The sequence below is a fragment of the Pseudoalteromonas espejiana DSM 9414 genome (assembly GCF_002221525.1).
Classification (GTDB): domain Bacteria; phylum Pseudomonadota; class Gammaproteobacteria; order Enterobacterales; family Alteromonadaceae; genus Pseudoalteromonas; species Pseudoalteromonas espejiana.
On sequence record NZ_CP011029.1, the window covers coordinates 433532 to 447257 of the forward strand.

Annotated in this window: 12 protein-coding genes; 6 read left to right on the forward strand and 6 right to left on the reverse strand. The window is 38.5% G+C overall.

The features are described from left to right. Window positions 1–149 precede the first annotated feature (149 nt). From PESP_RS18820 to PESP_RS18830, 3 genes are all read right to left on the reverse strand, one after another. Complete coding sequence (locus tag PESP_RS18820) at window positions 150–1070, reverse strand: sterol desaturase family protein (RefSeq protein ID WP_089349544.1); 921 nt, start codon at window positions 1068–1070, stop codon at window positions 150–152. After that, complete coding sequence (locus PESP_RS18825; RefSeq protein ID WP_089349545.1) at window positions 1070–1654, reverse strand: hypothetical protein; 585 nt, start codon at window positions 1652–1654, stop codon at window positions 1070–1072. The genes PESP_RS18820 and PESP_RS18825 overlap by 1 nt, the downstream gene beginning before the upstream one ends. Window positions 1655–1722: 68 nt before the next feature. Beyond that, window positions 1723–2304, reverse strand: coding sequence for a TetR/AcrR family transcriptional regulator (locus PESP_RS18830; RefSeq protein ID WP_089349546.1), 582 nt, complete (start codon window positions 2302–2304; stop codon window positions 1723–1725). 121 nt (window positions 2305–2425) lie between these two features. Here PESP_RS18830 and PESP_RS18835 point away from each other — a divergent pair, with 121 nt between their 5' ends. The 6 genes from PESP_RS18835 to ahpF all read left to right on the forward strand — a co-directional run bounded on the left by PESP_RS18835 (window position 2426) and on the right by ahpF (window position 10676). After that, window positions 2426–5497 (forward strand): hypothetical protein, encoded by a 3072-nt coding sequence (locus PESP_RS18835; RefSeq protein WP_089349547.1) that lies wholly within the window; start codon window positions 2426–2428, stop codon window positions 5495–5497. 4 nt (window positions 5498–5501) lie between these two features. Continuing rightward, on the forward strand, window positions 5502–5702 hold the full coding sequence (locus tag PESP_RS18840; RefSeq protein ID WP_089349548.1) for a hypothetical protein: 201 nt from the start codon (window positions 5502–5504) through the stop codon (window positions 5700–5702). A 10-nt stretch (window positions 5703–5712) separates the two neighbouring features. After that, the gene (locus tag PESP_RS18845) at window positions 5713–6858 is read left to right on the forward strand and encodes an aromatic ring-hydroxylating oxygenase subunit alpha (RefSeq protein ID WP_089349549.1); all 1146 of its coding nucleotides are present in this window, start codon (window positions 5713–5715) and stop codon (window positions 6856–6858) included. 300 nt (window positions 6859–7158) lie between these two features. Beyond that, window positions 7159–8199, forward strand: a complete 1041-nt coding sequence (locus PESP_RS18855; protein WP_089349550.1) for a flavin reductase family protein — start codon at window positions 7159–7161, stop codon at window positions 8197–8199. A 169-nt stretch (window positions 8200–8368) separates the two neighbouring features. Next, window positions 8369–8938 carry an alkyl hydroperoxide reductase subunit C gene (gene ahpC / locus PESP_RS18860; protein ID WP_058404596.1) on the forward strand — a complete coding sequence of 190 codons (570 nt, stop codon included), beginning with the start codon at window positions 8369–8371 and terminating at the stop codon, window positions 8936–8938. A gap of 154 nt (window positions 8939–9092) precedes the next feature. After that, window positions 9093–10676, forward strand: coding sequence for an alkyl hydroperoxide reductase subunit F (gene ahpF, locus PESP_RS18865; RefSeq protein ID WP_089349551.1), 1584 nt, complete (start codon window positions 9093–9095; stop codon window positions 10674–10676). Window positions 10677–10782: 106 nt separating this feature from the next. On the opposite strand, the gene PESP_RS18870 is transcribed toward ahpF, so the two are convergent. The 3 genes from PESP_RS18870 to PESP_RS18880 all read right to left on the reverse strand — a co-directional run bounded on the left by PESP_RS18870 (window position 10783) and on the right by PESP_RS18880 (window position 13579). Beyond that, window positions 10783–11034 (reverse strand): hypothetical protein, encoded by a 252-nt coding sequence (locus PESP_RS18870; protein ID WP_089349552.1) that lies wholly within the window; start codon window positions 11032–11034, stop codon window positions 10783–10785. Window positions 11035–11042: 8 nt separating this feature from the next. Further along, window positions 11043–13073, reverse strand: a complete 2031-nt coding sequence (locus tag PESP_RS18875) for a hybrid sensor histidine kinase/response regulator (protein WP_089349553.1) — start codon at window positions 13071–13073, stop codon at window positions 11043–11045. A 284-nt stretch (window positions 13074–13357) separates the two neighbouring features. After that, the gene (locus PESP_RS18880; RefSeq protein WP_089349554.1) at window positions 13358–13579 is read right to left on the reverse strand and encodes a penicillin-binding protein; all 222 of its coding nucleotides are present in this window, start codon (window positions 13577–13579) and stop codon (window positions 13358–13360) included. Between the last annotated feature and the right edge of the window lie 147 nt (window positions 13580–13726).

Genomic DNA, 13726 nt, shown 5'->3' on the forward strand with positions numbered 1-13726 from the left:
GTAGGCTTAGTGATAAGGGCATAAATAGTTGGCTTTAATACAGTGGTCACCCTTTTTATAAAGAGTAACCACTGATTAAGCTATACGGCCACTCATTTTACCTAAAGCATAAACCTTGAACTGCAATAACGTCAGAGGTTAATACTCACTTAGTCAGGTTTAATGCTTTGCGCTTTTTGTTTTTTTAATTTTTGCTCTTGTTCCCATGCCCATAATGGAGGCTTGATCAGTAGATTTATGCGATGCTGCCATGTTGGCGCATGGCGTATTTGTGAAAACAACTTACTGTAACCGCTAAAAAATATTTTTATCGGGTTAACACTATTAATACGTGGGAATACACCGTAACTAACGGGCGCTTCTTCTTTAGCAAAAGTACCAAACATACGATCCCAAATTATAAATATGCCTGCGTAATTTTTATCTAAGTATTGCTTGTTCGTTGCATGATGCACTCTATGGTGTGAGGGCGTATTAAAAATAGCTTCAATAGGTTTCGGAAATTTTTTAACACTTTCTGTGTGTAAAAGTGTCTGAAATACTTGTACAAATATTTCAGCAAAAAATATTACAAATGGATTAAAGCCTATCAACGCCAACGGTAAATGAAAAAACAGTGGAAAAAACCAATCCATTGGCCCATGTCTGTAAGCAACCGATATATTAAAAAATGGTGAACTGTGATGCACTGTATGCGTAGCCCAAGCAAAGCCATTTTTATGTAGAAAACGGTGTTCCCAATAGTATGCTAAGTCGGCTAAAACAATACAACCAATAATCGACCACATTGTTACGGGTAATTCAGTAATACGCCAATTGTCATAAACATAAAAAAATACACCAGCATAAGTAAGTGCTACTAAACCTATAATTCCGATGAACAGTACAAGCGTAATAAAGTTACTAACACTATCTCCGAATAAAGTTCGTGAAAATTGCTTTTTAAATGCATAACGCAACATTTCGAGGCAAAAAAGAGTAATGGCAGCTACAAAAAACCAGTCATCAACCCACTGTTCAAGCCAGTATATATCGTCAGTAGTAAAGGGTATAAATAAGAAATCGAACATTACTTAGCTTCCTCATATTTTACATACAGCTCACTACTATTCGTTTCACCATTAGCATTTAAGGTGTGAATTTCTAAAACAGCGTTGGGCGCTTTTTGGTAGTTAATATTAGACCAACTTTGGGCAATTTGAGTGTTCGTATAAGAATCACTTTTAAGTAACGTAGTATATTTTCCTTTACTTACTTTTATAGGAGCTACAGGGCTTTTTAAATCAGAAGCTTTATAACCAATGGTTACATTTGCTGTTTGATAGTTATCACTAAAATCAGTGTAAAAAACAATAACACTACCAGGTTGTTTTCTTAATCGGTTATGTAGTTGTTTAGCGCTATTAAAGTGCTCCCACAGTGTAGTTACCTCGCTGATAGTGATTTTTTGGCTAATGCCATCAATTAAAAAACCACCTTTTTCTACTTCACTTAGATTTTTTTTAGGCTGGTGCCTGATTACTTCAAACGTTTCGTTACTCTCCATAGAAACTGGTTTAGAAATAGCATGTGCTTGAGATGGTTGAATAACCATTAAGCACCAGACACAAATCACTACTAATGCACTAACAACAATTGATGTTACAAAATTCATAAATTAACCCTAAACAAATATTTTGCAGGAGTTTAGAGTAAAACAAAGTAAATTGTCAATAAGACAATTTACTTTGTTAGATTAACTAACAATAAATGTGCACTTTGCTTTAATTTATGAATAGCATCCCCCATTTTTAGCGGTAATAACGAAAGCGATAATAAATAACTAGCATAAAGGCTGTAAGCAATAAGCGATGCTTTTTCATCGTCAATAATTGCGTACTCTTCACTTATTATGGTGCTTACTTGCTCTATAAAGGTATTCATAATTTGCTCTTGATGCTCCTTTAATACCGCTAATCTTTTAGCTTCACCAAAGATAGCCTCGCCAATAATAGTATTGTTTACATGCTCTTCACTGCCTACTGTAAAAAGCATATCTATAAGCGCGCTTGTGCGGTTTGTATTAGGAAGCCAACTAATTAATGATTGCCATTGTTGCTCGTATATTAGTTTCCAACGCTCACTTAAAGCACAAATTATATCGTCTTTGTTACCTATGTAATGTCGAAGAATGGTGCGTTTCATATTTGCCTGCTCGGCAATATTTTCTAGCGACGTTGCTTGTAACCCTAGAGTAAGAATGCAGTGTTCAAATGCATCTAAGATTTGTTTTTTTCGCTGAACAGCCATACTGGGTCTAGCCATTATTTCTACCTTTTTAACTATTTGGATTAGCATATCAAATAAATCATTAATTTTCAGGTTGCCAATTTATTTTTATTAACTTAATATTAAATTGTCAATGTGAAAATAAACTAGGTTTAAAATGAAAAAAATAATCAGCAATGTTTTACTTGCTCTTTGCGTTTCAGGGTGCGGAGAAAGTAACACCAAGAAACCTTTGCCTTATCCAGTTCCTGTGTTGCCAGTTATTGAGGCGCCTACTTATAAAGGTGAATATATTAATTTTGAGTCAGGTCCCGTTAGACCCATTGCTCAGCTTAAAGAACAAGGGCTATTGTTAGTCACCAACACATCGAATAACCGCATTGAGGTATATAAACAAGTTGAAAATGGTGGTCTTGAATTTGAAGGTTTTATCAATGTGGGCTTAGAACCTGTGGCTGTAGCTGTTTATAACAATAAGGCGTGGGTGGTTAATCACCTGTCGGATTCTGTGAGTGTGATCAATATGCAAAGTAAGCCTTGGCACGTGGAGCGTACTTTACTCGTAGGCGATGAACCCCGTGATATTGTATTTGCACAAGGTAAGTTATTTGTAAGCACAGCACATCGTGGTCAACATCGATTCTCTCAACAAATAACAGCTAAAGAGGGCGTTGGTGCTAGAGATTTAACGCAAGGGGGAGTTGGAAGAGCAGATATTTGGGTGTTTGATAGCCAAAACTTAGGAAATGAGCTTGGCGGCACACCTGAAAAAATAGTTAACTTATTTGGTGATACACCAAGAGCATTAACAGTAAGCAAAGATGAACAGCACGTTTATGCAGGTATTTTAAATTCGGGTAATCAAACGAGTACCGTACATGAAAACGTTATGTGCCACGGATTTGAAGATGATGAGTACGGCGGATACCCTTGTCAGGTTATGGACAAAATAATCAGTCCTAATGGGTTAGAAAGTGGTTATTTACCTGGCGGTAGAACGGCCCCTGGCGTTAATGCGTTTGGGGAGCCACAACCGTGGACTAGTATGATTGTAAAATACAATCAAAATAATGGCCAATGGCAAGATTCAGCTGGGCGCAACTTTTCTAATGGGGTACGTTTTAACTTACCTGATTTAGATGTGTTTAAGATTGATGTTGATTCAATGGCGGTTCAAGATTCTTATGCGCATGTTGGCACTACCTTGTTTAATATGGCAATTAACCCAGTTAATAACGCTTTATATGTGTCTAATACTGAGGCAAATAATGCGGTTCGGTTTGAAGGCAAAGGAGAGTTTACGGGCTCAACAGTGAGAGGGAAACTTGCTCAAAGCCAAATATCAGTTATTGATTTATCTACCAAATCAGTTAAACCAAGGCATTTAAATCGCCATATAGATTATGCTGATATTAAAAATCAAAAAGAAGCTAAAGCGCATAGCTTATCTACGCCATTACAAATGCAGGTAGATAGTAAAGGAAAAAGTATATACCTAGCAGCGATGGGGTCTAATAAGGTTGCTGTTATACCAACACACATGATGGACAGCGATAGCTACTGGGATAACGTAGGAGAGGAGTTTACGCCGTCACTCGCGAGTCAAAATTATATTGATGTATCGGGTGGTCCCGCAGGTTTGTTACTTGATGAGTCAAATGACGCCTTATATGTATATACGCGTTTTGACAACTCAATAGTACATGTCGGTACTAACAATAATTTAGAAAAACAAAGGATTGCTTTATACAACTCAGAGCCTGAGTTTATAGTTGAAGGGCGCCCGTTTATGTACGATGCGCAGGCAACTTCAAGCAATGGAGAGTCATCATGCGCCAGCTGTCATATTTTTTCTGATACCGATCATTTAAGTTGGAATTTAGGTGACCCAGATAACAAAAATACCCGCAATTCACTGCCATTCCCTACCGAAAATATTTCTGAACTAGGCTGTACACTCGTTGGCCCGCAAGATGAAAGTTGCCAGTTGCTTTCTATTATTAATGGCGATGGTGATAAACGCACATTTGCATCAATGAAAGGCCCTATGATGACGCAAACCTTACGCGGAATGCAAAACCATGGGCATATGCATTGGCGTGGAGATCGCTCTGTAGGCTATTTTGGTGTCGATACCGATAATACGCTAAGTGAAAAAGTCTCGTTTAAAAACTTTATTGTCGCTTTTGAGGGGTTGCTTGGTTTAGATATAGAGCTTGCAAGTTCCGTTAGCAGTAATAATAAACCTGATGAAATAATTAAGCTTGAGGAGGATGTAGATAAACTAGCTGATTTCTCATTGGCTTTGGCTCTTGGGCCTAACCCGGTAAGAGCACTTGATAACTCCCTTACTACATCAGCACAAACAGGAGCGCGCTTTTTCCATGGACAAAGACGCTCAGATGGTTTGGCAACTGATGTAGATATTAATGGCGCTAGTGTAGATGGTGTAAATTGCGAAGGATGCCATGGGGTTGACCATGCCAAGGGCTTTTATGGCACCCGAGGCGAGGTAGCGCATGGTGGTGAAATTAATATTTTAAAAGTGCCTCAACTGAGAAACTTGTATACCCGTGTTGGTATGTATGGACTACCAGATAGAGAGGGGTTTTTACCTTCTCATACTAAAGAGCATCAGGGGGATCAGGTGCGTGGTTTTGGCTTTTTACACGATGGCGGAACTGATCAGTTAGTTAACTTTTTACGAGGTGGAGTGTTTGATAACGGTGAGCAAGGTTGCCCACATGGTGCGGATGAAAAAAATGGCTGCGTGTTTAATCAAGGTAAAGTTGGCATACCAAGCGAGGAAGTTAGAGAAGGGCTAGTTGACTATTTAATGGAGTTTGATAACGATTTAGCCCCTGTCGTTGGCCAACAAATTACCTTGTCGAAAAATAGCCCTGAGGATGCTGAAGCGCGTGTTAATTTATTTTATGAACGTGCTAAAACCCCTTTTGTATCTAAACTGTTAGGGGGCATTACATCAGAATGCGAGCTAATTGCGACAGGGATGATAAACGATAAACAACGAGGTTATTTTATGAAGTCGTCTGATGGGGTATTTCAAAGCGATAAACAAGCAGACCCGCAGCTATCGCTCTCAGAAATAATTGAGCTGGCAAAAGAGCAAAATAACACGTTAACGTTTACATGTGCCGTTCCGGGTAAAGGTTGGCGTAGCTCGGTTGATAGCAACCTTAATGGTGTGCTTAATTACGATGAGGTTTGATTTTATGCAATGGTTTATGCAGTTACCTATAAGTTATTGGATTGGCTTTGGCTTATTTATCTGGTTTTTTATTGACCTAGCGCGCTCTAAATCGACGCTGTGGCAAACTTATGAACGTAAAAGCGAACCCACAATGTATTGGCTAACAATGACCGTTTGGCTTGCTTTAGCTATTACTTGTTTTATTTACCCTGATTGGGTTTGAGGGAAGCGTTATGAAAAACGATGGTTTACCCGTCAATGCTTATACGGATAAAAAATGGTTTGATTTAGAAATGAAACATATTTTTTCAAAAGTGTGGGGCTTTGCTGGGCTTAAAGAAGATATTGCTGCTCCAGGTGATTTTATTACCAAGCAAATAGGACTCAATAATTACATAATTATTATGGGGCGTGACCGCCGTCTTAGGGCATTTCATAATATGTGTAGGCATAAAGGCACACGCTTATTGCAAGCGCAAGGTAACCTTAAAAAGTCTATCACATGCCCGTATCACGATTGGACATACGACCTTGAAGGAAGCTTAATTGGTATTCCGCACCAAGAAAAAGAATTTCCTGATTTAGATAAGTCATGTTTGGGCTTAAAGGCAGCCTCAGTAGATATATGGCGAGGGATGATATGGCTACACCCAGATGAAAATGCGCAGTCAATATCTCAGTGGTTTAGCTCGATAGAAGATCATTTAGGCCCACATCAAGTTGAAGATTTAGTAGAGCTTAAAGAACAATCAGTATCGGAAACAATTAACGCCAATTGGAAGATTGTAGTTGAGAACTACATTGATCATTACCACTTAGCTCAATTACATAGCGGTACGCTAAATATGTACGATCATAGTAAGGCTGAGTTTGGCTTTAAGGGCAAACATTTTGCTTTTTGGGAGCCATTAGAAAAGTCATATGCAGCTGATTTAGAAAAATACACAGAGCTGCCTTTAATTAAACCTATGCCAAAAGAGATGCTGGGCGTATTTGTTCCTATGTTGTTTCCGGGAGTTGGGCTAAGTGAAAGCGAGTCATCCTGGTCTGTATTTCATATTATCCCCATTAGTGTTAACGAGACACGCGTTGAAATACGCATTAAATCAATGCCAACCAGTGGGTTAAGCTATTGGTTGAAAGGAAGCGATTCACAAAAGTATTGGCAAAAACGTATACGTCCTAAATACAATGATTTTGATAATCAACACCCGCTGGGCTCTGCCGATTTTATGAAAGAAGATATTTATGTATGTGAACAACAACAAAAATCTTTTGAAAGTCCTAATTTTGAATTAGGCCCAAGTGCTGAGTTAGGGGAATTACCAATAAGAGAGCATCAGCGAGTCGTTATGAGTTATTTAAACCTCTATTTATAAGTAAATTAGGCTAAGTACGCATCGCTTTAATATGCTTTAACCTAGCTAAGTAGTAATACCAATCCGCAATAATACTTAATCATTTTTAGGGACTAAACGTGTCGCTATCTGCGTTAAAAAACTCTCATTTAGAACAACTAAATAGCGAATTTTTTGCCTTGCTATTAACACGTTTTTCCATCCTCAAAATAGATCACTTAATTATGCGGATTGGTATAAATAGCAGGTTAAAGCAATTTTTTACACTCGATATAAAATACTGAAAGGGTTTGCCTCTTTAGCGGTGGCCCTAGGATCTATATGCAATTTTATAAATTAAGTATTAATGAGGTTATCAAAGAAACAAATGATACAACCTCAATCATATTTACATTACCTAGCTCACTTGAGACTAAATTTTCTTGGGGTTCAGGCCAGCATGTAATGATAAGAGTTAACTATGAGGGTGAATACTTAACTCGCTGTTACTCAATATCTTCATGGAAGTCACTAAAAATTACCGTAAAGCGGATTGATAAAGGAAGAGTTTCTCACCTTGTTAATAATAGCTTTAAAGTGGGTGATTTGGTTGAGGTGAGCGCGCCAATAGGCAAGCCACTAATTAATGATAATAATATCCATACTAGAACAACATTATATTTATTTGTCGCAGGTTCAGGGATCACAGCCTTTTTTAGCATGATAGAAAATATATTAGTCGCGCAGCCTTATAGCCGAGTGAATTTATTTTATCGGTGCAGAAATGAAAAACATGCCATTTTTTTAAAGCAAGCCAAGCTACTTGAAAAACTGTACTCCAATCGCTTTAATTTTATTTTGAGTTACAGCCAGCCTAGGCTATTTGATGCTGTTAGTTGGCACAAAGGCGCTATTAGCCAAAACGATATAGCTGACTACTTTACTAAATATGCACCTAGTGCTCAGCGCTGCGAGTATCATGTATGTGGGCCTACCTCATTTCTAAACCTTGTTTCGCAACATTTAACCAATTTAGATGTACCAGAAATACTCTTGCATAAGCAGTCTTTTGAGGGCAATGAAGTTAAAGCAGATAATATACAACAGGCTAAACTTGACGTAATTCATCCTCAGGGAACTAATACAATAGAAGTAAATAAAGGAGAGAGCTTGCTAAGTGCTATGAAGCAACAGGGTATTGCTCCTGCATATTCATGTGAGTCTGGTTTGTGTGGACAGTGTCAATGCTTGCTGCTGGATGGCGATATGACCATGAGAAATAACTACTACTTAAACGAATCACAAGAGGAAGCAGGCCTTATTTTATCATGCCAGTCTTATCCGTTGTCATCCTATGTACGTATTAGCCGTAAAGGTAATTAACAGAGGCTAAAACTCACTAATCATTAAAATCGATTGTTTTAATCTAAACAATCAATTTTATTTAGTTTATCAATGGGCTTATTGTATTAATCAAGCCAACGCGAAAGGCCACATATTTCGGCTGCGTTGAGTAACTTTAAAAACACTTTAAATACAAATGAGGAATACTATGAGCACTTCATTAATCAACACAAAAATTCAACCTTTCAACGCAACTGCATACCACAATGGTGATTTTGTAGAAGTATCTGAAAAAGATGTACTTGGTAAGTGGTCAATCTTCTTCTTTTACCCAGCAGATTTCACATTTGTATGTCCTACAGAGTTAGGCGACCTTGCAGATTACTACGCACAGCTTCAAGAAATGGGCGTAGAAGTTTACTCAGTATCAACTGATACTCATTTCACTCATAAAGCATGGCACGATACGTCAGACACAATCGGTAAAATTACTTACCCAATGATTGGCGACCCAACTGGCCGTATTACTCGCAGCTTCGGTGTAATGATTGAAGAAGAAGGCCTAGCACTTCGTGGTACTTTTGTAATGAACCCTGAGGGCGAAATCAAAGTAATCGAAACTCACGATTTAGGTATTGGCCGTAGCGCTAAAGAGTTAGTACGTAAAGTACAGGCTGCACAATACATTGCAACTCACGACGGTGAAGTTTGTCCTGCATCTTGGCAGCCAGGTGAAGACACACTTGCTCCTTCACTAGACCTAGTTGGTAAAATCTAAGTATAGATTTACCTCTACTATAAGGGCAGGCAACTGCCCTTAAACCAATAAATATTCGTTTATTGGTGCCTCCTATCTCAATTTGATAATTAAGCACATGCGTTTATTGGCATGGGAGGCTTGCTGTTTAAATTTTCCTAAAAAGGGTTAAGCCATGTTAGATAACAACATTAAAAATCAATTAAAAAGCCATTTTGAATCGCTTACTCAACCTGTTGAGCTGCTTATTGCCTTGGATGACAGCAAAAAATCAGCAGAAGTTGAAAGCTTAGCAAACGACTTAGCATCATTAAGCGATAAGTTTACGGTAGTTACCAACCCTGATACCAGCGCACGACGCCCGTCTATGGTTGTACATTCACCGGTTAAAAACACCCACATTACGTTTGCAGGCGTACCGATGGGACACGAATTTACAAGTTTAGTGTTGGCGCTTTTACATACTGGCGGACATGCAAGTAAAGCAAAAAGCGAAGACATTGAACAAATACAATCACTTGATCAAGAACTTAATTTTGAAATCTACATTAGCTTGAGTTGCCAAACGTGCCCACAAGTAGTGCAGGCGCTAAACACAATGGCTGCGACTAATAGCAAAATTAAAGCAACAATGATTGACGGCGCACTATTTCAAGAGGAAGTAGAAGAGCGCAACATTTTAGCAGTACCGGCTGTTTATTTAAATGGCGAACCATTTAGCCAAGGTGCATTAAGCCTAACTGACATATTAAACAAAGTAGACAGTAAAGGTGCAGCACGCCAAGCTGCGGCACTTAGCGAAAAAGACGAATTTGACGTATTAGTAGTAGGTGGCGGACCTGCCGGTGCATCAGCTGCAATTTATTCTGCACGTAAAGGGTTAAATACCGGTATTGTTGCAGAGCGATTTGGTGGGCAAGTTGCTGACACATTAGCTATTGAAAACTTTATATCGGTTAAAGCCACTGAAGGTCCTAAGCTTGTTGCACAGCTTGAAGAGCATGTGAAAGAGTACGATGTTGATGTAATGCATAACCAACGTGCTGCAGGGCTTGAACGCGTTAATAACAAATACGAAATTACGCTTGAAAACGGGGCTACTTTAAAAGCTAAATCGCTAGTTTTAGCAACCGGTGCACGCTGGCGCGAAATGAACGTACCCGGTGAGCAAGAGTACCGCGGACACGGTGTAGCGTACTGCCCGCATTGTGACGGCCCCTTATTTAAAGGTAAGCCTGTAGCTGTAATTGGCGGTGGTAACTCTGGTATTGAAGCCGCAATCGATTTAGCAAATATTGTTGAGCACGTAACAGTGCTTGAGTTTGCAGATACACTACGCGCCGATGAAGTACTTATTCGCAAAGCAAACAGCTTAAATAATATTACTATTATTAAAAACGCCCAAACTACAGAAGTACTTGGCGATGGTAAAAAAGTGACAGGACTTACTTACACAGACCGAGTAACAGGTGATAGTAAGGCACTTACTTTAGCGGGTATTTTTGTTCAAATAGGCTTAATACCTAACACTGAGTGGTTAAAAATTAGTGACTTAGAGTTAAGTAAATTTGGTGAAATATTAGTTGATGCAAAAGGTGCTACGTCATTACCTGGTGTTTATGGCGCAGGTGATGCAACAAATACCCCATTTAAGCAAATTATTATTGCCATGGGCAGTGGCGCAACAGCAAGTTTAGGTGCTTTTGATTACTTAATTCGCAACAGCGAAGAAAGCGAGCAAGACAAAACAGCTGCTTAGACTGTAAAACCCTCTCTTGATATAACAGCAAGGTACACCCAAAGCTGTTTGTTAACCCAAGCCGCCCTCTCCAAAGGCGGCTTTTTTAGTACTTTAAATAATAGAATTAATCACAGCCGCCAGAACCTCCACCGCAATCATTATTAGAATGTGAGTTATTACTAGAATAAATTGAAGAGTCACTGCTGGTGTAAGTTGAAGAGCCACGTGATGCTTTACCACTGATAAACGTAACTAATAGCAATACGCCTGATACAATAACCACCGTTATTGATGAACTCCATTGCTCAGTGGAAATGCCTTTAAATATGGCTAAACACAGTACAGTAAAGAGTAATGTTCTTATTATATTTTTCATTTTATACCCTAGTTAAAGGAGTTAACTTTAGCTGTATGTTCTAAGGCATTAGATACTGCTTTTTCGATATGCGGCAGCTTAAATGGTTTAGAAACAAACATATCCATTCCGGCTTGCTGGCAAGCTAGTTTATCTTGCGACGATGTATTAGCAGTTAGCGCTACGATATAAGTTGCCTCTTTAGTACAAATATTTTGACTACGCAGCTCTTTAGTTGCTTCAAAGCCATCAAGAATTGGCATAATACAATCCATAAAAATGAGATCGTAATGCTTTTGCTTACATTTGAATATGGCGTCTTGGCCGTCAATGGCTGTATCTGCTTTTACGTTAAGTTTATCGAGTGAAGCATCTAAAACCCGGCGGTTAATATCGTTGTCATCAACAATTAGCACAGACAGTAAATGGCTATTTAGCTCAATTTTAGATTTAATGTCATCAAGCACTTGCTCTTTTCCAAGTGCTAACGGAATACTTATATTAAATCTAGAGCCTTTAGCTATTTCACTCGACACGTTAATAGAGCCGCCCATGTATTCAACCAGCTCTTTAATTATCGCAAGGCCAAGCCCTGTTCCCCCTTTGTTATTTTTAGCATCTACTTCTTGCGTAAAGGGGGAAAATAACGATTCTAAAAATGACGGGGTCATGCCTCGCCCCGAATCGGTTACAGTAATGGCAAGAGTTAAAGCGTTATTACTATTAATCACTTCTGTTTTGAGTTTTACAAAGCCTTGCTCGGTAAATTTTAATGCGTTACTTAATAAGTTGGAGGTGATTTGGCTAAGGCGAGTACTGTCACAAAATGCCCAGCAGGTATTAGGTATATTGTTTTCGATAACCAATTCTACCGAAGTATCTTTAAATAAAGGCGTGTAAAGTGAAGCTAAGTCGCTAAATATGGTTTTTAAAAGTACATCAGTGGGCTCTAATTTAAGTTCGCCATGGTTTATTTTAGAAAAATCGAGTACTTCGTTAATTATGTTCAAAAGTATATCGGCGCTTCTAAGCGCTATTTTAATTTTTTCATCTCGTTTTTGCGTATTTTGTTCATCAATTAGCGTAGTGAGCATACCTGTGATGCCGTTGAGTGGCGTACGAAGTTCGTGGCTAATTTTAGCAAATAGCATGCTTCTGTCTTCGAGCATGCGTTCAGCTTCGGCTTTTTTTTCTTTAAGCGCTTCTCTAAGTAAAATGGACTCTGTTATGTCTTGAAAGGTACCAAACAGCCTAACGCACTTACCATCAATGAATTCAGCTTCTCCAAAGGTTGCAATCCAAACATGCTGATTTTTAGCTGTTATTATTTCAAGCTCTAAATTCCATTTACTTCCTTTAGTTACTGCATCCTCAACCGCTTTGTTGATGGCATCTCTGCTTTTACCTTCTTTATAAAATTCAATAGCAGTATCGATGATTGGCTGGTAGTCGTCTGCTACTTGGTGGATACGCCTAGTTTGTTTACTCCAATATACTTTGTTTTCGACTAGGTCTACTTCCCAAGTGCCAATATTAGCGACACTTTCAAGCTTGGAGAGGGTGTGACTATTTTTTAAAAGTTGTTCTTTTGTATCTATTTTTGCAAATTCTGATCCTAACCATTGAGCAAATAACTCAATGTAGTCGTATGCTTCGTCGCTAAACGCAGATGAGTCGTTAGGTGATGAAAAATTAACAGTACCGAAAATTTTTCCGCCTACTTTTATTGGCGCACCGATATAAGACTCTAACTGAAAATTAAGGTAGCAGGGGTGGTTTGCAATACTACTTTGCGACGCTTTATGAAAAGCTAATGCGGAGCCTGCGCCCAACGTATGAACGCAATATGTGCCGTCTAAATCAAACTGAGTACCAGGTGTTAACGAATTGTCGGGTGTTATGGCATAAAGCACGGTGTAACAGTCAGTTTCAACTTTGCTGATGATTGCAATATCAAGATTGAAAACTTCGAGGCCAAAATTTAATAAGCTTTTTATTTTGTTATCAAAGTTTAATGCTTGATCAGAGACAATATCGTGAAAACGTCTTAAAAAATTCAACGTACTTACCTTTTTTGTTTTTATTGCTACACCCGTTTGTCGGCAGGGGCGGTGTTTTCTTTATTAGTTTAGCATTATTAAAAAGCTCAAACTGATGTTTTACATGTAAGTTAGCTTTAAGCAGATGTTTTAACGCATAAATAAATTAAGCTGCTTTGATATAGCTTAGCTTATTTTTATAGTTTAACTACGTAAATGCCAATTTGAACTTTAAGTGCATATTGGCTGGGGCTTATTAAATTGTCTTGCTCATGAATAAAGTGCAGCGAACTGCACTTAATTTTTTAATAGGTTGAATTGGGCGTGTATTCAGGGTTTATATCGCCACCTACTTCCTCTGGGTCTACATCGTTAATTAACAGCGTTTCGCGAACGGCTTCAATATGGTCAAGGACTGTTTGATACCGCTCCCCGTATTCATATTTAGTAACTTCGATAGCTTGCGGCATATAAGTAAATGCAATTTTAAGTGCGTGTAGGGCTTCTGGGTTCATTTTCTCGCTCATGGGAGTCCTTAATTTAAACGTAAGCTAGGTTAGTAAAATAACACCAAATACAGTGCGCTCGCAAAGCTTAAACAATAAATGCTCACAACTAATCAATCGGCTGGCTTACATCTATTCCCCACTATTTAAAGCCCCTAAATAGTAATG

Coding starts and splice junctions, on each gene's coding strand:
- PESP_RS18820 (WP_089349544.1), bottom strand. CDS start 1,070: ATGTTCGATTTCTTATTTATACCCTTTACTACTGACGATATATACTGG.
- PESP_RS18825 (WP_089349545.1), bottom strand. CDS start 1,654: ATGAATTTTGTAACATCAATTGTTGTTAGTGCATTAGTAGTGATTTGT.
- PESP_RS18830 (WP_089349546.1), bottom strand. CDS start 2,304: ATGGCTAGACCCAGTATGGCTGTTCAGCGAAAAAAACAAATCTTAGAT.
- PESP_RS18835 (WP_089349547.1), top strand. CDS start 2,426: ATGAAAAAAATAATCAGCAATGTTTTACTTGCTCTTTGCGTTTCAGGG.
- PESP_RS18840 (WP_089349548.1), top strand. CDS start 5,502: ATGCAATGGTTTATGCAGTTACCTATAAGTTATTGGATTGGCTTTGGC.
- PESP_RS18845 (WP_089349549.1), top strand. CDS start 5,713: ATGAAAAACGATGGTTTACCCGTCAATGCTTATACGGATAAAAAATGG.
- PESP_RS18855 (WP_089349550.1), top strand. CDS start 7,159: ATGCAATTTTATAAATTAAGTATTAATGAGGTTATCAAAGAAACAAAT.
- ahpC (WP_058404596.1), top strand. CDS start 8,369: ATGAGCACTTCATTAATCAACACAAAAATTCAACCTTTCAACGCAACT.
- ahpF (WP_089349551.1), top strand. CDS start 9,093: ATGTTAGATAACAACATTAAAAATCAATTAAAAAGCCATTTTGAATCG.
- PESP_RS18870 (WP_089349552.1), bottom strand. CDS start 11,034: ATGAAAAATATAATAAGAACATTACTCTTTACTGTACTGTGTTTAGCC.
- PESP_RS18880 (WP_089349554.1), bottom strand. CDS start 13,579: ATGAGCGAGAAAATGAACCCAGAAGCCCTACACGCACTTAAAATTGCA.